Origin of the sequence: Nocardiopsis sp. MG754419, assembly GCF_018207095.1 — a bacterium.
GTDB lineage: Bacteria > Actinomycetota > Actinomycetes > Streptosporangiales > Streptosporangiaceae > Nocardiopsis.
Genome location: NZ_QOCZ01000055.1, coordinates 1 through 22,713, shown reverse-complemented (window position 1 = coordinate 22,713; position 22,713 = coordinate 1). Strand labels below are relative to the sequence as shown.

Sequence of the window (22,713 nt, the reverse complement as noted above, 5' to 3'; positions counted from 1 at the left end):
ACCGGATCGTGCGCAACCCCACGGCGCTCCTCCCCGTCGGACAGGGTGCGAAGGACGCACGTGAAGGGGGGAGCGGACATGCGGGGAGTCGTCCTCGACGATCTCAGGAGGCCGACGGGCACGGGGGACCCGGCGTTCGACCGGCGTCTGCGTCGCGCGGTGGAACGTGCGGGGAGCGACGATCCGGAGCGGGCCGTCCGGGACCTGCGCGACCTCCACCGGGAACTCGTGGACCGGGTGGGCGCCGACCACCCGGAGGCCCTGTCGGTGCGGGTCCACGCCGCTCTGTGCGTCGAACGACAGGACGACCCGGTGGGGGCGGCCGTCGACCTCACCGGGGCGCTGGGGGAACTGTCCGCGAGCGCGGGCCCGCTGCATCCGCACATGCTGGCCCTCCAGGCGGAGATCGCCCGGCTGTGGGGCGAGTCCGACCTCGTGGACCTGGCCGCCGACGCCCACGGTCGCCTCGCCGACCTGCTCGAACAGGCGCGGGGCGCCGACGATCCCGGCACGCTCGCCGCCCGGGAGCGGTACGCCTGGTGGACCGGCAAGACCGGCAGGCCCGATCTCGCGGCCCAGACCTACGCCGACCTGCTCGACCGACAGCGTCGCGCGCTGGGGCCCAACCATCCCGACGTCATGGAGAGCCGTACCGAACTGGTGCGCTGGTACTCCGCCGCCGGCGACCCGGAGCGGGCGGCGCGGGTCTGCGTCGACGAGGTGGCCGCACGGGAACGCGTCCAAGGCCTTGACCACCCCGACACCCTGGCGGCCCTGGTCCGGTCGGTGAGGTCGCACGCGGAGGCGGGCGACCCGGCGGGCGCCGCTCGGGCCTGCGCCCACCTCCTGCGGGCCGGGCGGTCGGCCCGGCCGCCCGGCGACCGGGAGGTCCTCAACACGCGTCGGTTGCTGGCGCACTACCGGACGGAGGCGGGCGACCTGCTCCGGGCCGAGGACGACTACGAGCGGCTCCTGCCGGACCTGGCCCGGTCCCTGCCCGGTGACCACCGCGTCACCGTGCTCACCCGGTTCGGCCGCGCACGCCTGCTGTTCCTGCTGGGGGAGACCGACCGGACCCGGTCGGAGCTGCTGCGGACCCTGCCGGACCTGCGACGGGTGCTGGGGGAGGAGCACGACGACGTCCTGGAGGCCGGCTTCCTCCTGGTGGCCTCCCGGGTCACCGCGGGCGAACTGGAGGAGGCACTGGTCGAGTCCGAGGAGCTGTTGCCGCGTCTGCGCCGTCACCGGGGGGACGACCACCACTCGACCCTGTTCACCCGGGCGCAGGTCCTGGAGGGGCGGGGCGACCCCGCCGCCCTCGACGTCTATCGGGAGCTGTGCGGGACCTGGGAGCGGATCCTGGGGCCCACCCATCCCAACACCCTGGTGGTCCGGTTGCGGTCGGCCGCGGACGCCGACCTGTCCGAGGAATTCGAGTGGCGGGCCCTCACCGGTCTGTTCGCGGAGTTCGACGAGGCCCTGGGCCCCACCCACGGTCTGACCGTGATGTTCCGGGCGCTGCTCATCACCCTGCGCGAGGACGAGTCCACCGCACTGACCGAACTCGGCGAGCTGTACCGGGGCTGTGTGGAGACCCTGGGCGACGACGCCCCCGGCACCCGGGCGGCCCTGGAGGCCTACACCGAGTGGCTGGGCCTGGTCGCGGGGAGGGAGGGCGACGCCCCCGGGCGCGGAGACGTCGGTCCGGCGGTATGAACGTGGCCGCTCACACCGGCTTCCGGGGGGCGACGCCCCGCGTGAGGCGTCCCCGCTTCCACTGTCCGGGGGTCACGCCCACGGCCAGCAACCACAGGGCGACCGTCACCAGGTGGAAGCGTTCGGCCCACCCCAGCGCGACCCCCGGGGAACCGTCCCCCGAAGACAGGTACAAACCGGCGGCGAGTACCAGGACGACCACCGCGGCCACCGCCTGCACCGCGGTGACCAGTGCCAACAGCGGCCAGGCGCGCTCCCCGGCGCGCCGCTGGTCCCAGGTGAGCGCGGCCGCCGCCAGCAGCGCGGCCAGGGTCGCGATCACGGCCAGCGGCGGTTGGGCGACGGTCGCCCCGCCGACCCCCTCCACCAGGGACTCCACCGCGCACGCCGCGTCGGTGGACACCACGCACCGTCCGGGCAGGAGCGACGTGGCCAGGGCGGCGGCGCCGAACACCGCCATCGACCACCACGACACCGTCAACCAGCGGCGGGGGCGCTTGGCGCCCAACGCCAGCCCCAGACCGGCGGCGAGCATGACCAGGATCGCCGCGGTGCGGTGGGCGCTCTCCAACATGCGACCGAAGGTGGAATCGGGGTCGGCGAGCGCGCCGGAGTCCGCGTTGAGCCCGACCGGGAAGACGACCTCCAGTGTCCACATGCTGTAGACCACGGCGGCGACCACCGCGGCCACCCGTCCGTCGCGGTAGTCCCAGTGCAGGGTGCCGGTGTTCGAGTAGGGCATCGTGTCCCCCATCCGCCGATGACTCTTCTGTCTCTCTCGGACGCATCGTGGCGCCCGTACGTTCCGTTCCCACGGGGACACCGACTGTTCTGGGACCCTACGTCACCCAACTCGCGGCGGCACTGTTATCCACGGGTGCGTGTTCGGGCGGCATCATCGTGGAACACCACGGGAACACCGGCGGGGCCGAACGTCACGCCGGTGGCGGGACCGAAGGAAAGGGCGCACGCGGATGAACGGCGCAACCACGACGCGATGGGTGGTCGTGGGGGTGGACGGTAGTGACTCCAGCAGACACGCGCTGGAGTGGTCGGCGCAGCAGGCCATGCTCCGGGGTCTGGGCGTGTCGGTCGTCGCGGCCGCCCGCCCGCTGGCCACGGAGGGATTCGGTGTGTGGCCGACCGTCGAGCATCCCGCCGACGAGGCCGAGGGGGCGGGGGCGCGGCGGTTGCTCGACCACGCCCATGACTGGGTGTCGCGCCTGTTCCCCGAACTGGCGGTGCGCACCCGGCTGTCGTTCGACCGGCCCGCGCAGGCCCTGGTCGCGGAGGCCTCCGAGCCGGGGGTGGCGGCGGTCGTGGTGGGCTCGCGCGGCCTGAGCGGGATCGCCGCCGCGTTCGTGGGATCGGTGGGCATCGAACTGGCCGCCCGTGCCCCGGTGCCGGTGATCGTGCTGCCCCGGGCCCACGCCGCCGCGCACGGGGTGCGCAGCCGCGTGATCGTGGGCGTCGACGGCTCCGAGCCGAGCCGTCGCGCCCTGGAGTTCGCCTTCGACCAGGCGGAGTTCGCCGACACCGACCTGGTGGCCGTCAGCGCGTGGCAGCCCCTGGTGGCCTTCGCCGCCGCGACGGGCCCCATACCGCCGGAGCTGTTCGACGACGCCACCGCCGCGGAGGCGGCCCGTCAGGCCCTCGACGAGGAACTGATGGATCTGCGCCTGGTCCGGCCCAACGTGCGGGTGCACACGCGCGTGGTGCGCGCGCATCCGGTGGTCGCCCTGTTGGAGGAGGCGACACCGGCGGACCTCATCGTGGTGGGGTCACGTGGTCGCGGGGGGTTCCGCGGACTGCTGCTGGGATCGGTGAGCCACTCCGTCCTGCACGGTGCCCGAGGGCCGGTGGCCATACTGCGGTGAGTCCGGGCGGCCCGGGTGCCGCTCGGTCCCGACACCGGAGGTCCGCGCCGCGGGACACGAAGGGGACGCGGAGGGGCGTCCGTCCGCGCGACCCCGCTCTGCCCGGGTCTCCGAACGCCGGAGACCGGTGTCGTGCGATGTCGCAGGTCGTCGGCGGCGCGGTCCGGCACAGGTCTAGAGAGGCCCCGCGGACCCCGCCGCGTGCCGTGTGACGAACAGCACCGCGTGTCGCTTGTGGAGCGGTGCGGCCCCGTCCGACCGGGGAAAACGGCCGACGGCCGGGCCGTGAAGGTTCTGTTTAGCCCCCGTGCGCGCACCTTCCTCGACACTCCGAACCCCTTGCTGTGCAGCGGAATCCGCCTCCTGTGCCCCACAGTTTTAGACCACTGGCCTAGACCAATTGGTCAGTTGCGCTCGTCGTCCTTCATGATGCGAGGGATCTCGTCATTCGAAGAGGAGCCGTTGTGACTGCTGACGTGGGTATCGATGTGGGGGTCGCCCCGACCGAGAACGAGGAGCTCGTTTCCTGGGTTCGTGAGGTCGCCGAGCTGACCCGCCCGGACGAGGTCGTGTGGTGCGACGGCTCCGAGGAGGAGTGGACCCGTCTCACCGACCTGCTGGTCGAGCAGGGGACGTTCCTCCGCCTCAACTCGGAGAAGCGACCCAACAGCTTCTACTGCAAGTCCGACCCGAGCGACGTCGCCCGCGTCGAGGACCGCACCTTCATCTGCTCCGAGCGCGAAGAGGACGCGGGGCCGACCAACAACTGGATCGACCCGACCGAGATGCGCGCCACCTTCGGCGAGGTCTTCAAGGGCGCGATGCGCGGCCGCACCATGTACGTGGTGCCCTTCTGCATGGGCCCCCTCGGCGGCGACATCTCCCAGCTCGGTGTCGAGATCACCGACTCCCCCTACGTCGTCGTCTCCATGCGCATCATGGCCCGCATGGGCGAGGCCGCCCTGCGCCTCATCGAGGAGCGCGGCGACTTCGTCAAGGCGATCCACTCCGTCGGCGCCCCGCTGGAGTTCGGCGAGCAGGACGTCGCCTGGCCCTGCAACTCCACCAAGTACATCTCGCACTTCCCCGAGACGCGCGAGATCTGGTCCTACGGTTCCGGCTACGGCGGCAACGCCCTGCTCGGCAAGAAGTGCTACGCCCTGCGCATCGCCTCGGTCATGGCCCGCGACGAGGGCTGGCTCGCCGAGCACATGCTCATCCTCAAGGTCACCTCGCCCGAGGGTCGGTCGCACTACGTCGCCGCCGCGTTCCCCAGCGCCTGCGGCAAGACCAACCTCGCCATGCTCCAGCCGACGATCCCCGGCTGGAAGGTCGAGACCGTCGGTGACGACATCGCCTGGATGCGTTTCGACGCCGAGGGCCGCCTGCGCGCCATCAACCCCGAGGCCGGCTTCTTCGGTGTCGCGCCGGGCACCGGCGCCAAGACCAACGCCAACGCGGTCGAGACGCTGTGGGGCAACAGCATCTTCACCAACGTCGCGCTCACCGAGGACGGCGACGTGTGGTGGGAGGGCCTGACCGAGGAGGCCCCGGCCGGCCTGACCGACTGGAAGGGTCGCCCCTGGACCCCCGAGTCCGGTGAGCCCGCCGCCCACCCGAACTCGCGCTTCACCACCCCGGCCGGCCAGGCCCCGACCATCGCCGACGAGTGGGAGGACCCCGCGGGTGTGCCGATCTCGGCCATCCTGTTCGGTGGCCGTCGCGCCACGGCGGTGCCGCTGGTCACCGAGTCCTTCGGGTGGCAGCACGGCGTCTACCTGGGCGCCAACGTCTCGTCCGAGAAGACCGCCGCCCAGGAGGGCTCCGTCGGCGAGCTGCGCCGCGACCCGTTCGCGATGCTGCCGTTCTGCGGCTACAACATGGGCGACTACTTCGCCCACTGGGTGAAGCTCGGCCGCCAGGCCGACCAGTCCAAGCTGCCGAAGATCTTCTACGTCAACTGGTTCAAGAAGGACGCCGACGGCGCGATCGTCTGGCCGGGCTTCGGTGAGAACAGCCGCGTCATCAAGTGGATCGTCGAGCGCCTCGAAGGTCGGGCCGACGCGGTCGAGACCCCCATCGGTCACCTGCCGACCCCCGGTGGCATCGACACCGAGGGCCTGGACCTGACCGACGAGGACATGAGGTTCGTCCTCGACGTCGACACCGAGGTCTGGAAGCAGGAGGCCGCCCTGGTCCCCGAGTTCTTCCGGTCCTTCGGCGACGACCTCCCGAGCGAGCTCTGGGACGAGTACCACGCGCTGCTGGACCGACTGGGCGAGTAGCGATCCGGGTCGGCCTCCCCTCTTCCGCGCACCGGGGAGCGGCCGACGACAGGGGGCGCGGGCGCACGGGCGCCCGCGCCCCCTGCGGCGTGTGCGGTCAGCGGCACCCGACGAAGTCGGTGCGGAACGTCGTGCCCTGCTCGGAGACGTGCATGCGCCCCTGGACGTTCCCGATCGAGGAGATCCCCGTGGTGAAGGAGGCGGACCCGCCCGAGGAGACCACCCGGGGATCGCCCTTGCGCTCCAGGCGGCCGATCTGTCCGATCCGCGGCTCCACGGTGATCGGACCGCCCGAGACCTTGGTGTAGGTCACCGTCGCCGTGGCGCAGTCGGTGGTCCGGATCCTCAGGGTCCCGTGGGTGAGGGCCGCCGTGTCGGAGGCCAGGGTCCCCACCTCCTCGGGACGCGCCACGGCCGCGACGTACTCGGGGTTCTCGTCCAGGAAGTCCCCCAGGCTCTCCACGTCCGCGCCGACCTCGTAGGAGCCCTCGTCGGTGACGATGAACTCCACCGAGGAGCTCTGGGCCCGGTCGTCCGCGGCGACGGCGGTGGAGGGGACGAGGAGGACCGAGGCGGTGGTCGCCGCGGCGAGGGAGGTCAGTCGCGCGACGACGCTGCCGGCGGTGGCGCTGGTGGGCACGGAAAGGTCCTCCGAGGGGTGCGATCAGGGTGCTGAGAACGTACCAACGGGGCCGGCCGGCGGCCAAGGTCGTCGGCCCGGCGGTGGTACGGGCACCCGGGGGCGCCTCGCTCAGGGCGAGTGCAGGCGCAGGACGGCGTGCTCGGCCCACTCCGGGGGACGGGTGAACCGGGAGACGACCATCATGGTCACGAAGGCCAGCGGGATCGTCCAGGCGGCCGGCTGGGCGAGCAGGACGGTCAGCCACCCGGCCGGGGTCGGCAACAGAATGGACCATCCCACCGCTCCGGTCGCGGTCAGCCCGCCCACGGTCAGCCCGGCGGCGGCCCCCGGCAGCGTCAGCCGGCGCCACCAGATCCCCAGCACCAGCAGGGGGCAGAAGGTGGACGCGGCCACCGTGAACGCCCACACCACCAGCACGTTGATGTCGATCATCTGGGCCGGAAGCGCCAGGAGGACGGCCACGCAGGCACCGACCGCGACCGCCAGGCGCAGGCGGGGCACGCTGCCCTGGAACAGGTCGTGCGAGAGCCCCCCGGCCAGGGCCAGCAGCAGGCCGGACGAGGTGGACAGGAAGGCGCCGAAGGCCCCGGCGGCGACCATCGCGGTGAGCAGGGTCCCCACCGAACCCGGCACCGCCTGGGCGGGCAGCACCACGGCCACCGTGTCCGTGCCCTGCAACATCACCAGGTGCGGGGTGAGCACCCGGCCCAGCAGGCCGTACACGGTGGGGAACAGGTAGAACAGGCCCAACAGGGCGATCACGCCGACGGCCACACGACGGGCGATCCGCGCCGTGGGGCTGGTGTGGAACCGCATGATCACGTGCGGCAGACCCATACAGCCCAGGGTGATGGCCAGCAACGTCGACCAGGTCTCGAACAACGGGTAGCCGCCCACGTCCAGCAGGGGGGTGCTCCACCGTTCACTGCCCAACTCCGGCAGACCGGCCGGGTGCGGGATGGTCGCGCCCTCGGGGAAGACGTACTCGGTGCCCGAGGCCACGGAGTGATCGCCCGCGGCCAGCTCCACCTCCGCTCCGTCGGCGGCGATCACGGTGACCGGTTCGTCCAGGGTGAAGTCGGTGGCGACGGTGAACTCCACCGGTGTGGTCTGCGGGAAGTGCGTCCCCCACTCGGGGTGCAGCGCCTCGGCGCGGGTGTCGGCGCCGGCGTGCACCACCAGGTAGATCGCCGGAACCGCCAGGAACGCGAGCTTGACGACGTAGTGGAAGGCCTGGACGTAGGTGGCCGAACGCATGCCGCCGGCCGCGATGGAACCGCTCACCACCACACCCGCCAGCACCACACCCACCCAGTAGGGGGTGCCGCTGACCAGGCTCAGGACCACCCCGGCCCCCTTGAACTGCGGGACCAGGTACAGCAGCATGATCACCAGCACCACACAGCCGCACAGTTTGCGGAGACGGGGCGCGCCCAGCCGGTACTCGGCGAAGTCCGGCACGGTGAAGGCGCCCGAGCGTCGCATCGGCCCCGCGACCAGCGCGACCACGACCACGTACCCGGCGGTGAACCCCACCGCGTACCACATGGTGCCCAGGCCGTTCTTCAGCAGCAGGCCGGCCAGGCCGAGCATGGAGGCGGCGGACAGGTACTCGCCGGCGATCGCCAGGGCGTTCCAGTTGGGGGAGACCCGACGCGAGGCCACCAGGAAGTCGGAGGTGGACCGCGCGGCCCGCACCCCGTACACCCCGATGACCAGGCTCGTGACGAGCACTAGGCCGATGGCCAGGACCGACGCGGTCATGGGGGCCCGTCAGCACGGCCGTGCGGCCGGTCGTCGGAGCCCGCCCGACCGGCGGCCTCGGCCCGGTCCTCGAGGCGTTCGGCCGACCGCACGTGCCACAGCGCCAGCCCGAACAGGGCGGGGTAGATCGCCACGGTCAACAGAAGCCAGGAGATCGGCACCTCCGCCCACCGCAGGTCACCGAGCACGGGGAACAGGGCGAACGCGCCGCTCAGCCCGAACAACAGCACGGCGAGCACCGCCACCGTGCGCACGGCGTTGCGCCGCTGTGCCCGGAACAGGGTGCGGGCCGCCTCGGTGTCCACGGGTTCGGGTACGGGTTGCAGGTGCTGGACCGGCCGGTTGCCCCGGGCCAGGGCGATCCTCGTCTGGGGACTGGTGAGCTTCTCCCGCCGCGGGCTCACGGCTGCTCCTTGGCCGACCCCGGTGCGCGTCCGGTCGCCGAGCGGCCGAGTTGGTCGCGCTTGGCGGCCTCCAGCAACTGGGCGCGCAGGTGACGGCCGTGACGACGGCTCACCGGCACGTCCCCGGCCGGGGTCCCGGCCACCAGACCGGAGGAGGAGGTCACCCTCAGGTCCCGCACCCACGGGATGGCGATGAGGAAGCCGCGGTGCACCCGGACGAACCCGGCCGAGGCCCACACCTCCTCCAGGTACGACAGCGACAGGCGGATCAGGTGGGTGCCGTCGGCGGTGTGCAGCCGCACGTAGTCGCCCTGCGCCTCCACGAACTGCACCTCGTCGCGTTTGACGAACACGGTGCGCCGGCCGGTGTCGATCTGCACCACGTGCAGGTCCTCGGCGGGCGAGGAGCCACCGCCGGCGTCGCGCAGCTGAGCGATCCGGCCCACGGCCTCGGCCAGCCGCTCGGGGCGGATCGGCTTGAGCAGGTAGTCCACCGCGCCGATCCCGAAGGCCTCCACCGCGTGCGCCTCGGACGCCGTCACGAACACGATCGACGGCGGTTCGGACATCACGCTGAGCACCCGGGCCACGTCCATGCCGTCCAACCCGGGCATGAGGATGTCGAGAAAGGCGGCGTCGATGCTGGTCGTGCCCAGCAGCCGCACCGCCGAGGCACCGTTCGAGGCCACCAGCACCTCCGCCACCTCGGGCATGTCACCGAGCAGCGAGGCCATCTCCTGGCGGGTCGAGGCCTCGTCCTCCACGACGAGGACACGGAGTTCGGGCTTCATCACACCACCACCCCGGGTGCGAACCTGGGTACGCGCACGGTCACCTTCGTTCCTTCTCCCAGCGCGGTCTCGATCACCAGACCGTACTCGGGCCCGTAGACCGCCCGCAGCCGCTGGTCGACGTTGGCCAGACCGACGCTGCGGGCCTCCGGCCCGGTGCCCGCCAGCAGCGCGCGCGCCAGCTCCGGGTGCATGCCCACGCCGTCGTCCTCGATCTCGATGACACAGAGCGGACCCTCGCCGAAACCGGACACGCTGATGTGCCCCCGCCCCTCCTTGCGCTCCAGACCGTGCCGGATCGCGTTCTCCACGATCGGCTGCACCACCAGGAAGGGGATGGCCACGGGCAGCACCTCCGGCGCCATCCGCACGGTGATGTCCAACCGGTCGTGGAAACGGGCCCGCTGGAGTTCGAGGTAGGTCTGGGTGGCCTCCAGTTCGTCGGCGACCGTCGCGTAGTCGCCCTTGTCGGAGAACCCGTAGCGCAGGTAGTCGGCGAAGTCGGAGAGCAGCTGCCGGGCACGGTCGGGGTCGGTGCGCACCAGCGCCGCGATGACGGCGAGGGAGTTGTGCATGAAGTGCGGGGAGATCTGGGCGCGCAGGGTCCGCAGGTCGGCCGCGGCGATGCGGGCCCGGGCCCGCCGCAGGGCGGCGTGGTCCAGGCTGTCGGAGACCAGTGCCGCGGCGGCCTCGACGTCGGACTCCACCGGCTCGCCCAGGGCCACCAAGGCGCCGGTGAGTTCGTCGGCGACGTGCAGGGGGACCGCGCAGATCGAGGTGCCGTCGGCGCGACGGGTGCGGGCGCTGCCGCCGTACTCGAAGACCTGGGCCAGGACGCCGTCGATCTCCTCGTCGTCGGGGCGGGCGCCGTGCGAGGTGACCGGGCCGTCCAGGTCGGCCAACAGGACGCCGTCCACGGCCAGGATCGCGCGCAGCCGTCGGGCGGCCGCGCCCACGCCGCGGCCGTGCAACCCGTCCTGGAGGTCGACCCCCAGAGCGTGGACCTGGCGCATCAACGCGACGCTCGCCCGGCGTTCAGAGGACGTGGGGCGCCGGGTGGGGGAAAGCCACGACAGCCACCGATAAGACACGCACTGATCTTATCCCCGTAAAATGTGTCAACGGTCACGTCGCGCGGGCCACCTTCCCCGAGGGTTCATGTGGAAGGCCCGCCACCCCGGGAGGAAGGGGTGACGGGCCGGGCCGCACGGACGGAGACCGAACACCTCCGTGTTCCGTGCGTGGCCCCCGTGCGCGGCTGACGAGGGGGCCGGGACGGGGCCTGCGGTTCCGTCTAGTGCTCGGAGGCCTTCTCCGCGCCCGCGCCGGTGAGGGCACGGACCTGGAGCATCGCGAACTTCTCGAAGTCGCGTTCCTTGGACATGTAGGTACCGACGATCGCGCAGAGCAGACCCAGCGGCACCGACACCAGGGCCGGGTTGGGCAGCGGGAACCACGCGAAGTCGACGTCCGGGATGAGCGCGCTCTCCGACCCGGAGACGACCGGGGAGAAGAACACGAGGCCCACGGCGCTGATCAGACCACCGTAGATACCCGCGAGGGCGCCGGTGGTGTTGAAGCGCTTCCAGAACAGGCTGAGCATCAGGGTGGGCAGGTTGGCGGAGGCCGCGATGGCGAACGCCAGCGAGACCAGGAAGGCCACGTTGAGGTTCTGCGCGAACACCGCCAGCACGATGGCGACCAGGCCGACGAACCAGGTGACGACCCGGGCGACCTTGACCTCCTCGGCGCCGGTGGCCTTGCCCTTGCGGATCACGGAGTTGTAGAAGTCGTGCGCCAGGGACGAGGAGGAGGCGATGGTCAGACCGGCGACCGTCGTGAGGATGGTCGCGAACGCCACCGACGCGATGACCGCCAGCATGATCGAGGCGAACATCGACCCGCCGATGTTGGCGCCGACCGCTTCGGCGAGCATCGGTGCGGCGGTGTTGCCCGCCGGGTTCTGTTCGGAGATCGTCTCGTGTCCGACCAGCGCCGCGGCCCCGAAGCCCAGCACCAGGGTCATCAGGTAGAAGACGCCGATGAGGCCGATGCCCCAGTTGACGGACTTACGGGCGGTGGTGGAGTCCGGGACCGTGTAGAAGCGGATGAGGATGTGCGGCAGACCGGCGGTACCCAGGACCAGTGCCATGCCGAGGCTGATCAGGTCCAGCTTGTTCCACATGGTCTGGATCGGGTCGCCCGCGACCTCGACCCCGTAGACCTGACCGGGCTGCAGGAACGCCTCGCCCTTGCCGCTCGACGTGGCCGCGGCGTCCATCAGCGCGCCGAAGTTGAAGCCGTAGATCGACAGGGTCAGCACCACGAGGAAGGCGACGCTGATCATGAGGAAGGCGGCCTGGACGATCTGCACCCAGGTGGTGCCCTTCATGCCGCCGAAGGTCACGTAGATGACCATCAGCAGGCCGACCACGACGATGCCCATGATCTTGGCGACGTCACCGGACATGCCGAGGTAGGTCTGGTCGCCCTGGATGCCCAGGAGCAGGGCGATGAGGGCGCCGGCGCCGACCATCTGCGCGATCAGGTAGAAGATCGACACCGTCAGCGTGGACACCGCGGCCGCGGTACGGATGGGGCGCTGTCGCATCCGGTAGGACAGCACGTCGCCCATGGTGAAGCGGCCGGAGTTGCGGAGCATCTCGGCGACGAGCAGCAGCGCGATCAGCCAGGCGACGAGGAACCCGATGGAGTACAGGAAGCCGTCGTAGCCGAAGAGCGCGATGGTGCCCGCGATACCGAGGAAGGACGCCGCGGACATGTAGTCACCGGCGATGGCGAAGCCGTTCTGGGTGGCGGTGAACCCGCGACCACCGGAGTGGAAGTCCGTGGCGGTGTGGGTCCGTTTGTTCGCCCAGGCGGTGATGGCCAGGGTGCCCGCGATGGTGATGAGGAACAGGACCATCGTGATGGTCCGGCTGGCCCCGCTCACCGCGGCCTCGTCGGCGAGCATGAGTCCGGTCGAGAGGATCACTTGGTCTCCTCCGCCTTCGTGTCGTTCAGGCCCAGCAGTTCGTCACGCAACTCGTAGGAGAGCGGGTCGAACTTCTTGCGGGCGTACCAGGAGTAGAGGATCGCGATCCCGAAGGTGGTGAGGAACTGGAGCAGCCCGAACAGGAGCGCCATGTTGACGCCGCCCGCCACCTCGATGGCCATGAAGTCGCGCGCGAAGCCCGACAGCACGACGTAGAGCGCGTACCAGACCAGGAAGGCCGCGGTCATCGGGAACACGAAGATGAAGAGGGTGCGCCGCAGACGCAGGAAGCGGGGGTCGCTGTGCATGGCGATCACCGCCTCGGACGGAATGGGCTCGGCGGCGGGTGCCTCGTCCGCTTGGTTGGTCGGCGTCGGGTCCTTGGCCGACGGCGACGGTTGGGTGGCCATGCTGCTCGTTACCTCCGGGGGGATGGGCGGGGACGGTGACGCGGTTACGTGCGCGTTTCGGTGGTGTGACCTGTATTACTCGGAACTGTAAGGAGCGACACTCACAGGGGGCAGAGGGCGGGCCGGAGTGCGCGCCGAACGCGGGTGCGGAGCGTCGAGCGGTCGCCCACCGTGCGACGAACGGTCCGGATACACGACGAACGGTCGCCGGATGGTCGTGTCCAGGGCCGATGGCAGTGCGGCCCGGTGGTGTCCGACCCCTCCGCGTGGCCCGGACGACCCCCGCGCACGGGGCCGTCGTCTCGTGCGAGAGCCTGTGGGCTCCGGACGAGGTGCGCCGTACCCGGTCATGACAAGACGGCGCGGATGTGTTCCCTACGTTCGTGGAGGTGGCAGGGCATGGCCTGGCTCGTTCTGGTGATCTCGGGTCTGCTGGAGACCGCGTGGGCGGCGGCGCTCACCGCCTCGCAGGGGTTCTCCCGCCTGTGGCCGTCGGTGACCTTCGTCGTCACCCTGACGTTGAGCATGGCCGGCCTGGCCTACGCGCTCCGCACGATTCCGCTCGGCACCGGGTACGCCGTCTGGGTGTCCATCGGCGTGGTCGGTACCGCCCTGGTCGGTGCCCTCTTCCTCGGCGAGGGCTTCAGCCTGCCCAAGGCGTTGTGCCTCATCGCCATCGTCGCGGGAGTGGTCGGCCTCAAGGTGCTGAGCTGACCCTCGAACCCACGGCCGAGGCCCCGGTGGAGCGCTCCACCGAGACCTCGGCCGTCACGGTCGGGGACCGTCCGCCCGCCGTGGCCGGTCAGGCGGGCGACCCCGGCCGCCCTCGGCGGGCGCGACGCTCGGCGCGCCGGCGGTCCATGTGCACGGCGTGCACCAGGTAACGCTGGAAGAGCGCCTCCGCCACCGGGTTGTGCCCGCGGATCCGCAACAGCCAGTGCGGTGCGATCCGCTCGTGCAGCCACAGGAAACCGATGGTGAAGCCGAAGCTCAGCATGGCCTGGAGCGCGAGGAACGACAACAGCGGCTCGCGCAGGGCGGGCCCGCCCATCACCCACGCCACCGCGTGGGAGTCGAACAGTCGGGCGAGCGGAAAACCCACCAGCCAGTACAGGGCCAGGGGCGCCACCGCGCCGACGGGGAACACGTCGCGTGCCAGCAGGACGCAGTAGACCGCGCCCAGCAGGGCGAGCGGGCCGCCCAATGCCAGCGCGACGGTGCCGGTGAGGGCCGGGGGCAGCCCCGCCATCATCCCGACGCCCATGGCGAACAGGCCGGCCACGGCGCCGATGAGCGCGCCGGGCGCCGCCATCTCCAGGTGGTGCAGGAGGGTGCCCTCGGCACGGAGGGAGACCGGAGCGCCCATCAGCCCACCACCACCCCGAAGGCGAACAGGGAGAAGAACAGCGCCCCGAGGTAGAACAGCGCGGCGAAGGCGATGAGGGCGTTGGAGACGATCCCGGGACGGATGGGCCTGGGCAGCGTGAGGTTGTTGACCAGCAGCAGCACCACGCAGTAGGCGCCCATCGCGAACGCCGACAGGAACGCCAGCACGTCCAGGATCGCCGCCGGACCGTCGGCGGGCCCGAACAGCAGGATGACGATGCCGAACGCGATGAGGCCCCACAGGAACATTCCGTAGAGCTTCGCCATGCCCATCTTCTTCGCGCCGGGCACGAAGTTGTAGGTCATGTCGGCCTGGCCGCGGGAGAAGGAGTCGAACAGTCCGAGCGTCGCGTTGATACCGATCAACGCGATGAAGAGGAAGAACACCGTGCCGAGGACGGGGCTCCCGGCCGCGGAGAAGGCCCCCGCCATCGCGTCGAGCGACGCGTCGCGGTCACCGGCCCGGATCAGTTCGGCCACCTGCGGGTCGAAACGCGCCGCCGACTGCGCCAGCACCGTGAAGGAGACCGTCACCAACATCGTGATGCCCCAGAACAGCACCATGGCGTCGAAGGACACCCAACGGCGCCAGCCTCGCCACTTCTCCATCTCCTCCGGGTCGGAGGTGTCGAACATGAAGCCGCGCGAGGGCATGGCCTCCTGGTCCCCGGCGTGCCGCAGACCACGGATCTGGGGGATGTGCGCGCCCATGCCCGCCCCCTTGTCGCGCAGGTGCAGGGTGTACCACATCTGCTGCATCCCCGAAGGGCCGGCGAAGGCGATCGACCCGACGATGATCGGGAACCAGGCCGCCGTCATCGCCTCGTCCGGGAGATAGCCGAACGCGAACATCCCGGTCACGGTGGAGGTGAGGTCGGACAGGTTGCCGACCATCGCCGCGACCACCGAGGTACCGACCACCAGCAGGCCGATACAGATCGACAGCACGTTCTCCAGCAGGTTGTAGATGACCTTGGCGAGGGTGAACACCACCCCGACCAGGAGCATGCCCGCGACGGCGGTGATCTGCCAGGGGACACCGGTCACCTTCTCGAACGCCGAGGCGCCCGCGGACAGGTGTCCCGGCCAGATGTAGACGAGGATCGCCGTGACGAAGAAGAACCACATCAGCGGCTTGAACACACGTGCCGCGCCGTAGAAGATGCTCTCGCCCGTGGCCATGGCGTAGCGCGACATCTCCAGCATGACCACGGCCTGGAGCGAGACGCCGATGAGGAACAGCCACCGGATCTCGGGGCCGAAGACGAGGACCAGCCTGGGCCACATGTAGGACTCGCCCATGCCCACGCCCAGGGCCACGAGGAACACGGTGGGGCCGAGGATGTGGATGGACGGAGGCGCCTTGGGCAGCTTCCGGATGGGCATCGGCTCCAGCCGGCCCGCCTTCCAGTAACGCTCCTCCTCTGCCTGCGCGGTCCGCGTGGGGTCGGTGTCGGGTGGTGCCTCGGAGTCGGGTGGTGCCTCGGTGACGGGGACGCCGTCGCCGGCGGAGACACCGGCGACCGCGGGAACGTCGGATTCGGCGGGGTGCGGAGTGCGGGGAGAGGGGATGTGGGGTCGTCGGGTCCCGGACGGTGCCGGGTCGTTCGTCGGGTTGTCGCCGGGGTCGGGACGCGAGGAATCCATGGTGGAACTCCCTGGAGGGTGTGCGGATGCGAGTCGGTGGTTCGCATGTCGCCCCCGGTACTGCCGGCACCTCCTTGGTCGGTACGGACGGGTCGCCGCGGCGGGACGTGGCTGTGGCCGCGGTGGTCGGGGCCCGACGGCCTTGCGGCGGCGGCTCCAAGGCCGTCGGGCACGTGCGCGGACGCGCGGTGGTCCGGTCCGGCCGGCGTACGGGACGCCGACCGGTCACCCGGTCAGAGTAGCCCTGCGGCCCGGGCCCAGCGGTACTTCGCGCCCAGGACCTTCACGGGCATCTCGGTCGTGTACGGGTAGGCGACGATCCCGTGGTCGAACAGCCTGCGACTCGCCGCCTCCACCTCGGTGTCACCCGACAGGGAGGCCACCACCGGCTTGTCGATACCCGCGGCCCGGGCCTTGCTCACCACGTCGATCACGACGTCGGCGAAGACCAACGGAGGGGTGACGATCGTGTGCCAGTAACCGAGGACGAGGGAGTGCACCCTGGGGTCCTCCAGGCCCAGACGGATGGTCTTCTCGTAGGTCGAGGGCGGTTCGCCCCCGGTGATGTCCACCGGGTTCCCGGCCGCCCCGAAGGGCGGGATGAAGGCACGGAAGGCCTCGTCCAGGTCCGGGGGGATCTCGAAGAGCGACATGCCGTTGTCGACCACGGCGTCCGACAGGAGCACGCCCGAACCGCCCGCACCGGTGATGATGACGATGTTCTCCCCGGTCGGGGCCGGCAGGACCGGTAAGGCGCGGCCGTACTCCAACAACTCGGTCAGGCCGGGCGCGCGGACCACGCCGGCCTGGCGCAGGATGTCGTCGTAGACCTTGTCGTCCCCGGCGAGCGCGCCGGTGTGCGAACCGGCGGCGCGGGCCCCCGCCGAGGTCCGGCCGGCCTTGAGCACCACGACCGGTTTCTTCGGCACGACCTCGCGGGCGGCGGCCACGAAGGCGCGGCCGTCCTTGAGGTCCTCCAGGTGCATCGCGACCGCGTTGGTGTTCTCGTCCTGACCGAAGAAGGTGAGGAGGTCGTCCTCGTCGATGTCGGCCTTGTTGCCCACCCCCACGATCGCCGACACCCCCGTCCGGGTGCTGCGGCTGTAGCCCAGGATCGCCATCCCGATGCCGCCGGACTGCGAGGTCAGGGCGGTGCCGCCGGCCACGTCGTAGGGGGTGCAGAAGGTCGCCGACAGCTTCTGCGGCGTGTAGTAGTACCCGTAGATGTTGGGGCCCAGGATCCGGACCCCGTGCCGCCGCGCGGTGGCCAGCACCTCGTCCTGGAGCTCCTGCTCCCCGGTCTCGGCGAAACCGGAGGGGATGAGGATGGCCCCGGCCACGCCCTTGCGGCCGGCCTCCTCCAACGCCTTCACCACGAACCTGGCCGGGATGGCGAAGACCGCGACGTCCACGTCCCCGGGCACGTCGGTGATCGACTTGTAGGAGGGGAGGCCGTTGACCTCCGGCGACTTGGGGTTGATCGGGTGGATGCCGCCCTCGAAGCCACCGTCCACGATGTTGCGGATGACGGAGTTCCCGATCTTGCCCGCCTCGTTGGAGGCTCCGATGACGGCGATGGAGCGCGGCTTGAAGACACGCTCCATCGCCGTCAGGATCTCCTCCCGGGTGAACTTGTGGGGCCCTTCGGCGGGGTCGAAGTCCAGGACGAAGCGCAGGTCGGCCGCGATGGCGCCGGTCGCCGAGGCGAAGACCGGGTTCAGGTCGGCCTCGGCGATCTCGGGGAAGTCCGAGACGAGTTCGGACAACCGGACCACCAGGTCGGCCAGGGCGCCCTTGTCCACGGGTTCGCCGCCGCGCACCCCGGACAACACCACGGCGGCGCGGATGTCCTCGACCTGTTCGAGCGCCTCCTCCCGGGTCACCGGTGCGAGACGGAAGGAGACGTCCTTCAGGACCTCCACCAGGACACCGCCCAGCCCGAACACCACGACCTTGCCGAACGTGGGGTCCGTGGTGGCGCCGATCAGCACCTCCAGTCCGCCGTCGACCATCTGCTGGATCTGCACGCCGTCGATCCGGGCGTCGGGATCGTGCGCGCGGGCGTTGGCGGTGATGCGCTCGAAGGCTCCGGCTACGTCCGCGGCGCTGTTCAGACCGATCTCGACGCCGCCGGCGTCGGTCTTGTGCAGGATGTCGGGCGAGACGATCTTGGCGGCCACGGGGAAGCCCAGTTCCGCGGCGAGCGCGGCGGCCTCCTCCGCGCTGCCGGCCAGCGCCTCTCCGGGGACGGGGATGCCGTAGGCGTCGGCGAGCACCCGGCTCTCGGGCGCGGTGAGTGCGGTGCGGCCCTCGGCCCTGGCACGGTCGATGACCTCGCGGACCGCGCTCTGGTCGCGGTCGGATCGCTCGGGGGTGTAGACGGCCATGCGCTCAGATCACTCCGTTCGATGCGAGCTCGTCGAGTTCCTCGGGGGCGAGGCCCAACTCGTCGCGGTAGATGTCGCTGTTGTGCTCTCCGAGCAGGGGGGAACGGGCGACGTCCACCGGCGAGTCCGACAGGCGGATGGGCGAGGCCACGGTGTGGTAGGTGCCGCGTTCGGGGTGGTCGACCTCGGCGACGACCCCGTTCTCGCGGAGGGTGGGGTCCTCGATGATCTCCCGGGTGGACAGGATCGGTCCGCAGGGGATGTTGTGCTCGTTGAGCGCGGCCAGCACGTCCCACTTGGGTTGTTCCCGGGACCACTCCTCGATCAGGGCGAACGCCTTGTCGAGCTTGTCCAACCGGGCCTCGGGCGTGGACCACTCGGGGTCGTCGACGAGTTCGGGACGGCCGATCAGGCGGGCGATGGGCGCCCAGCCCGTCGGCTGGATGATGACGTAGACGTAGTCGTTCGGGCCGCCGGGGGCCGTGCGCACGGCCCAGCCGGGCTGCCCCCCACCGGAGGCGTTGCCGGAGCGGGGGACCTCGTCGGAGAAGTCGTCGTTGGGGTACTCCGAGAGCGGACCGTGGGTCAGACGCTGCTGGTCGCGCAGCTTGACGCGGCACAGGTTGAGCACCGCGTCCTGCATCGCCACCTGGACGCGTTGTCCCCGACCGGTGTGGACACGTTGGTACAGCGCCGCGAGGATACCGGCCACTGTATGCATTCCTGTGCCCGAGTCACCGATCTGCGCGCCCGTGGCCAGGGGTGGCCCGTCCTCGAAGCCGGTGGTGCTCATGGAGCCGCCCATGGCTTGGGCGATCACCTCGTAGGCCTTGAAGTCGGCGTAGGCGCCGGGACCGAACCCCTTGATCGAGGCGTAGACGAGCCGGGGGTTGACCTCGGAGAGCGTCTCCCAGGTGAACCCCATGCGGTCCAGTGCGCCCGGGGCGAAGTTCTCCACGAGGACGTCGCTGCGGCGCACCAGGTCGAGGAAGATGCGCTTGCCCTCGGGGCTCTTGGTGTTCAGGGTGATGCTGCGCTTGTTGGAGTTGAGCATCGTGAAGTACAGGCTGTCCACCCCGGGCAGGTCCCGGAGCTGTCGCCGGGTGATGTCCCCGGAAGGCGCCTCCACCTTGACGACGTCGGCGCCCATCCACGCGAGGATCTGTGTCGCGGACGGTCCCGACTGGACATGGGTCATGTCCAGGACGCGGACCCCGTCGAGTGCCTTGCCCATGACTCTCCTTCCGGGCTACTTGTACATCGTCTGGTTCATGGTCCCGGGGGCGTAGACCTCGGGGTCGATCCAGACGTTGATCAACGAGGGCTTGCCGGACTCGCGGGCGCGGCGCAGGGCCGGGGCGATCTCCGCCGGGTCCCGCACCTCCTCCCCGTAGCCGCCGAGCATCCGGGCGAACTCCGAGTAGCGCACGTCGCCCAGGGTGTTGCCGATCTCGCCGCGGTCGGCGCCGTACTTCGCGATCTGGCCGTAGCGGATCTGGTTCATCGAGGAGTTGTTGCCGATGATCCCGACGAAGGGCAGATCGAAACGGACCAGGGTCTCGAAGTCCCAACCGGTGAGGCTGAAGGCCCCGTCGCCGAACAGGGCGACGACCTCCTTGTCCGGCCGGGCGTGCTTGGCCGCCATCACGAACGGCACGCCCACGCCCAGCGTCCCCAGGGGTCCGGGGTCCATCCAGTGGCCCGGGGACTTCGGCTGGACCACCTGTCCGGAGAAGGTGACGACGTCGCCGCCGTCGCCGACGTAGATGGAGTCCTCGGTGAGGAACTCGTTGATCTCGTTGACCAGGCGGTAGGGGTGGATCGGCGTGGAGTCGGAGGTCAGCAGGTGCGCGCGCTTGTCGCGGGCGGCCTGTTCCTGGGTGCGCAGCTCCTCCAGCCAGGTCTTGCGGCCCTGGGCGCCGGTGTCCCCGTAGCCGGAGGCGGCCTGGAGCACCGAGGACAGCACGACGTCCGCGTCGCCCACGATGCCCAGGTCGATGTCGCGGTTCTTGCCGACGGTGGCGTAGGAGAGGTCGATCTGCACCACGGTGGCGTCGGGGGAGAGCCTCTTGCCGTAGCCCATCCGGAAGTCGAACGGGGTGCCGACGATGATGATCAGGTCGGAGTTGGTGAAGGCGTAGCGCCGTGAGAGCTGGAAGTGGTGCGGGTCGCCGGGGGGCAGCGTGCCGCGGCCGGCGCCGTTCATGTAGGCGGGGATGTTGAGCGAACGGACCAGGTCGGTGGCCGAGTCGGTGGCCCGGGTGGTCCACACCTGGTTGCCGAGCAGGATGCTGGGCCGCTCCGAACGGACGATGAGTTCGGCGAGCCGCTCGATCGCGGCGGGGTCGCCGGCCTGACGGGTCGAGGCCCGGTAGCGCCCGGCCTCCGGGACCCGCGCCTTCTCCACAGGTACGTCGGCGTCCAGGACATCGCGGGGGATCTCCAGGAAGGCGGGGCCCGGGGCGCCGTTGTTGGCCTCCCGGAAGGCCATGGAGACCAGGTCGGCGACGCGTTCGGTGTGCGGGACGGTGGCGGCGAACTTGGAGATCGGGCTGATCATGTCGACGTGCGGCAGGTCCTGGAGCGACCCCATCTTGTGCTGACTGAGGGCGCCCTGACCGCCGATGACCAGCATCGGGCTCTCGGCGCGGTACGCGTTGGCGATACCGGTGACCGCGTCCGTGGTGCCGGGGCCCGCGGTCACCACCGCGCAGCCGGGCTTGCCGGTGATCCGGGCGTGGCCGTCGGCGGCGTGCGCGGCGACCTGCTCGTGGCGGACGTCGATCACGTCGATGCCCTCGTCGGCGCACCCGTCGTAGATGTCGATGATGTGGCCGCCGCAGAGCGTGTAGATGACGTCGACACCCTCGGCCTTGAGCGCTTTGGCCACCAGGTGGCCGCCGGAGATCGTGGTCCTGTCGTGGGATTCGGTGGTTGCCTTGCCGTCGGCCATGGGTGCGACGACCCCTTTCATCGTGCGGTGGTTTCCGGAGGAACGGTCGAAGTCGCGAGATGATCGGATACTGTATACCGTGTGCATCACATTGGAGCACTCCGTCGCTCCGCTGTCCAGACCCCGTTCTTCGGAAGGGTCCTGATCGGCAGCGGGCGTCGCAGTCGGGCGGCCAGGAGCGCCGCCAGGGCCGGGGGTGCCGCGGCCCCGGCCAGGACGAGGGGGAGGGCGTCGGCCGGGGCCGAGGGCAGGAACACGATCGCCCCGCCCACACCCAGCAGTCCCCCCACCGCCTTGGAGCCGTGGACCAGTCCCGGCAGGGCCGCGGCGGGGTCCGAGCCGAAGTGCCCCTCCGTGATCGCCCGGGTCAGGGGGTAGCACGCTCCGGTGCCCGCCCCCACCACGAGCGCGGCCCCCACCACCAGGACGGTCGGGCCGGCCGGGGCGACCGCGGCGAGCAGGAGCGCCCCGAGCGCCGTCGCGAGCATGAGCAGGGCGAGGGTGCGCCGTCGGCCGGTGTGCTCGGCGGCGCCGCTCGCGCAGATCCGCCCCAGGCCGCCGGCCAGCGCGAAGACGGTCACCGCGACCGCGACGGTCGTGGGGTCGTGCCCCCGGCTCGGCAGGATCGTCGGCAGGGTCGCGAGGGTGAACAGTCCCGTGGCCCCCGACAGGGCCACGATCACGTGCAGTGCGGGCAGGGAATGGCCGCTCGTCCACGCCTGGCCGGCGGTGAAGTCCCGTGCGGCCGGGGGGTCGGCGCTTCGGCGCAGCGCCGCCGTGCGCGGGTCGCTCCCCGGGGGCCACCACCGGTCCGGGGCCCGGCGTTGCCCCACGCCCCCGATCAGCCCCAGAGCGAGGACGGTCAGGGCGAGCAGCGTGGTGGCCCAGGGCAGGGTCTCCGGTGTCAGCGCGAGGACGATGGCGGGCAGGATGGGCACCGCGCCCAGGGCGAAGGCCCCGCCCACGGCACCGAGGCGGACGGTGTGCCGGTCCGGGAACCACCCCGCGACCAGGTCCGTGCAGGCGTGGTGGACCAGCCCCGCGCCCACACCGCCGACGACGCCGTAGGCGAGCACCGCGACCATGGGGTCGGCGGTGTGTCCGAGGGTGAACACGGCCACCGAGCACAGGGCGGCCCCGACGCCGACCGCCGTACCCGGGCCCCGAAGGCCCCGGGCGTGGAACAGGCGTGGCAAGGGTGCGCAGGAGCCCTGGACCAGGGCCCAGACCAGGAACGGGAGCCATGCCTGGGTGAGGGTCCAGTCGTGGGCGGCCACCAGGGTGGGGAGCGCGGCACCGTAGCCGAACTGTAGGACGCCGACGGCCGCGGCGGCCACCAGGGCCCGCGCGAGCAGGGCGGATCGGGGGAGTCCGATGAGTTCTCGGGGGTCGGGGCCGACGGTGTACCGCCGTCCTCGCCAGTCGTGGACCTGGGTGACCGGTGGATGCTGGGGG

At 71.1% G+C, this 22,713-nt stretch carries 18 protein-coding genes and 1 riboswitch; of the genes, 4 read left to right on the top strand and 14 right to left on the bottom strand.

Annotated features, from left to right (window positions below; translation table 11 throughout):
• Nucleotides 1-78: 78 nt before the first annotated feature.
• Complete coding sequence (locus DSY14_RS13100; protein WP_211716804.1) at nt 79-1,716, top strand: tetratricopeptide repeat protein; 1,638 nt, start codon at nt 79-81, stop codon at nt 1,714-1,716.
• 10 nt (nt 1,717-1,726) lie between these two features.
• Here DSY14_RS13100 and DSY14_RS13095 read toward each other — a convergent pair whose 3' ends face one another.
• On the bottom strand, nt 1,727-2,458 hold the full coding sequence (locus tag DSY14_RS13095) for a DUF998 domain-containing protein (protein ID WP_211716803.1): 732 nt from the start codon (nt 2,456-2,458) through the stop codon (nt 1,727-1,729).
• Nucleotides 2,459-2,690: 232 nt separating this feature from the next.
• Here DSY14_RS13095 and DSY14_RS13090 point away from each other — a divergent pair, with 232 nt between their 5' ends.
• The gene (locus DSY14_RS13090; protein ID WP_211716802.1) at nt 2,691-3,593 is read left to right on the top strand and encodes a universal stress protein; all 903 of its coding nucleotides are present in this window, start codon (nt 2,691-2,693) and stop codon (nt 3,591-3,593) included.
• Nucleotides 3,594-4,081: 488 nt separating this feature from the next.
• Entirely contained in the window at nt 4,082-5,878 is a 1,797-nt protein-coding gene (locus DSY14_RS13085; protein WP_211716812.1) for a phosphoenolpyruvate carboxykinase (GTP), read from the top strand.
• Between the two features lie 97 nt (nt 5,879-5,975).
• Here DSY14_RS13085 and DSY14_RS13080 read toward each other — a convergent pair whose 3' ends face one another.
• From DSY14_RS13080 to DSY14_RS13050, 7 genes are all read right to left on the bottom strand, one after another.
• Nucleotides 5,976-6,518 (bottom strand): hypothetical protein, encoded by a 543-nt coding sequence (locus DSY14_RS13080; RefSeq protein ID WP_307851210.1) that lies wholly within the window; start codon nt 6,516-6,518, stop codon nt 5,976-5,978.
• Nucleotides 6,519-6,629: 111 nt separating this feature from the next.
• Nucleotides 6,630-8,285 carry a cation acetate symporter gene (locus DSY14_RS13075; RefSeq protein WP_211716801.1) on the bottom strand — a complete coding sequence of 552 codons (1,656 nt, stop codon included), beginning with the start codon at nt 8,283-8,285 and terminating at the stop codon, nt 6,630-6,632.
• Nucleotides 8,282-8,689: a hypothetical protein gene (locus tag DSY14_RS13070; RefSeq protein WP_211716800.1), complete on the bottom strand. Its 408-nt coding sequence runs from the start codon at nt 8,687-8,689 to the stop codon at nt 8,282-8,284. Before DSY14_RS13070 ends, DSY14_RS13075 begins: the two co-directional genes overlap by 4 nt.
• Entirely contained in the window at nt 8,686-9,480 is a 795-nt protein-coding gene (locus DSY14_RS13065; RefSeq protein ID WP_211716799.1) for a LytTR family DNA-binding domain-containing protein, read from the bottom strand. Before DSY14_RS13065 ends, DSY14_RS13070 begins: the two co-directional genes overlap by 4 nt.
• The gene (locus tag DSY14_RS13060; RefSeq protein ID WP_211716798.1) at nt 9,480-10,493 is read right to left on the bottom strand and encodes a sensor histidine kinase; all 1,014 of its coding nucleotides are present in this window, start codon (nt 10,491-10,493) and stop codon (nt 9,480-9,482) included. Before DSY14_RS13060 ends, DSY14_RS13065 begins: the two co-directional genes overlap by 1 nt.
• A gap of 281 nt (nt 10,494-10,774) precedes the next feature.
• Entirely contained in the window at nt 10,775-12,454 is a 1,680-nt protein-coding gene (locus DSY14_RS13055) for a cation acetate symporter (protein WP_211716810.1), read from the bottom strand.
• Between the two features lie 17 nt (nt 12,455-12,471).
• Nucleotides 12,472-12,885 carry a DUF485 domain-containing protein gene (locus tag DSY14_RS13050; RefSeq protein ID WP_211716797.1) on the bottom strand — a complete coding sequence of 138 codons (414 nt, stop codon included), beginning with the start codon at nt 12,883-12,885 and terminating at the stop codon, nt 12,472-12,474.
• A 307-nt stretch (nt 12,886-13,192) separates the two neighbouring features.
• Nucleotides 13,193-13,252, top strand: a riboswitch (guanidine-III (ykkC-III) riboswitch).
• A 32-nt stretch (nt 13,253-13,284) separates the two neighbouring features.
• Between DSY14_RS13050 and DSY14_RS13045 the strand changes: the two genes are divergently transcribed.
• The gene (locus DSY14_RS13045) at nt 13,285-13,599 is read left to right on the top strand and encodes a multidrug efflux SMR transporter (protein WP_211716796.1); all 315 of its coding nucleotides are present in this window, start codon (nt 13,285-13,287) and stop codon (nt 13,597-13,599) included.
• 88 nt (nt 13,600-13,687) lie between these two features.
• Here DSY14_RS13045 and DSY14_RS13040 read toward each other — a convergent pair whose 3' ends face one another.
• From DSY14_RS13040 to DSY14_RS13015, 6 genes are all read right to left on the bottom strand, one after another.
• Nucleotides 13,688-14,251: a hypothetical protein gene (locus tag DSY14_RS13040; RefSeq protein ID WP_211716795.1), complete on the bottom strand. Its 564-nt coding sequence runs from the start codon at nt 14,249-14,251 to the stop codon at nt 13,688-13,690.
• Complete coding sequence (locus tag DSY14_RS13035) at nt 14,251-15,918, bottom strand: Nramp family divalent metal transporter (RefSeq protein WP_211716794.1); 1,668 nt, start codon at nt 15,916-15,918, stop codon at nt 14,251-14,253. Before DSY14_RS13035 ends, DSY14_RS13040 begins: the two co-directional genes overlap by 1 nt.
• 233 nt (nt 15,919-16,151) lie before the next feature.
• Nucleotides 16,152-18,305 carry an acetate--CoA ligase family protein gene (locus DSY14_RS13030; protein WP_211716793.1) on the bottom strand — a complete coding sequence of 718 codons (2,154 nt, stop codon included), beginning with the start codon at nt 18,303-18,305 and terminating at the stop codon, nt 16,152-16,154.
• A 4-nt stretch (nt 18,306-18,309) separates the two neighbouring features.
• On the bottom strand, nt 18,310-19,539 hold the full coding sequence (gene frc / locus DSY14_RS13025; protein ID WP_211716792.1) for a formyl-CoA transferase: 1,230 nt from the start codon (nt 19,537-19,539) through the stop codon (nt 18,310-18,312).
• A gap of 15 nt (nt 19,540-19,554) precedes the next feature.
• Nucleotides 19,555-21,258 (bottom strand): thiamine pyrophosphate-binding protein, encoded by a 1,704-nt coding sequence (locus DSY14_RS13020; RefSeq protein WP_211716791.1) that lies wholly within the window; start codon nt 21,256-21,258, stop codon nt 19,555-19,557.
• An 86-nt stretch (nt 21,259-21,344) separates the two neighbouring features.
• The coding region (locus DSY14_RS13015; RefSeq protein WP_211716790.1) for an MFS transporter at nt 21,345-22,713 on the bottom strand (1,369 nt) is incomplete at its 5' end.

Coding starts and splice junctions, on each gene's coding strand:
- DSY14_RS13045 (WP_211716796.1), top strand. CDS start 13,285: ATGGCCTGGCTCGTTCTGGTGATCTCGGGTCTGCTGGAGACCGCGTGG.
- DSY14_RS13060 (WP_211716798.1), bottom strand. CDS start 10,493: ATGCGCCAGGTCCACGCTCTGGGGGTCGACCTCCAGGACGGGTTGCAC.
- DSY14_RS13050 (WP_211716797.1), bottom strand. CDS start 12,885: ATGGCCACCCAACCGTCGCCGTCGGCCAAGGACCCGACGCCGACCAAC.
- DSY14_RS13100 (WP_211716804.1), top strand. CDS start 79: ATGCGGGGAGTCGTCCTCGACGATCTCAGGAGGCCGACGGGCACGGGG.
- DSY14_RS13030 (WP_211716793.1), bottom strand. CDS start 18,305: ATGGCCGTCTACACCCCCGAGCGATCCGACCGCGACCAGAGCGCGGTC.
- DSY14_RS13035 (WP_211716794.1), bottom strand. CDS start 15,918: ATGGATTCCTCGCGTCCCGACCCCGGCGACAACCCGACGAACGACCCG.
- DSY14_RS13020 (WP_211716791.1), bottom strand. CDS start 21,258: ATGGCCGACGGCAAGGCAACCACCGAATCCCACGACAGGACCACGATC.
- DSY14_RS13055 (WP_211716810.1), bottom strand. CDS start 12,454: ATGCTCGCCGACGAGGCCGCGGTGAGCGGGGCCAGCCGGACCATCACG.
- DSY14_RS13040 (WP_211716795.1), bottom strand. CDS start 14,251: ATGGGCGCTCCGGTCTCCCTCCGTGCCGAGGGCACCCTCCTGCACCAC.
- DSY14_RS13095 (WP_211716803.1), bottom strand. CDS start 2,458: ATGCCCTACTCGAACACCGGCACCCTGCACTGGGACTACCGCGACGGA.
- DSY14_RS13075 (WP_211716801.1), bottom strand. CDS start 8,285: ATGACCGCGTCGGTCCTGGCCATCGGCCTAGTGCTCGTCACGAGCCTG.
- DSY14_RS13090 (WP_211716802.1), top strand. CDS start 2,691: ATGAACGGCGCAACCACGACGCGATGGGTGGTCGTGGGGGTGGACGGT.
- DSY14_RS13065 (WP_211716799.1), bottom strand. CDS start 9,480: ATGAAGCCCGAACTCCGTGTCCTCGTCGTGGAGGACGAGGCCTCGACC.
- frc (WP_211716792.1), bottom strand. CDS start 19,539: ATGGGCAAGGCACTCGACGGGGTCCGCGTCCTGGACATGACCCATGTC.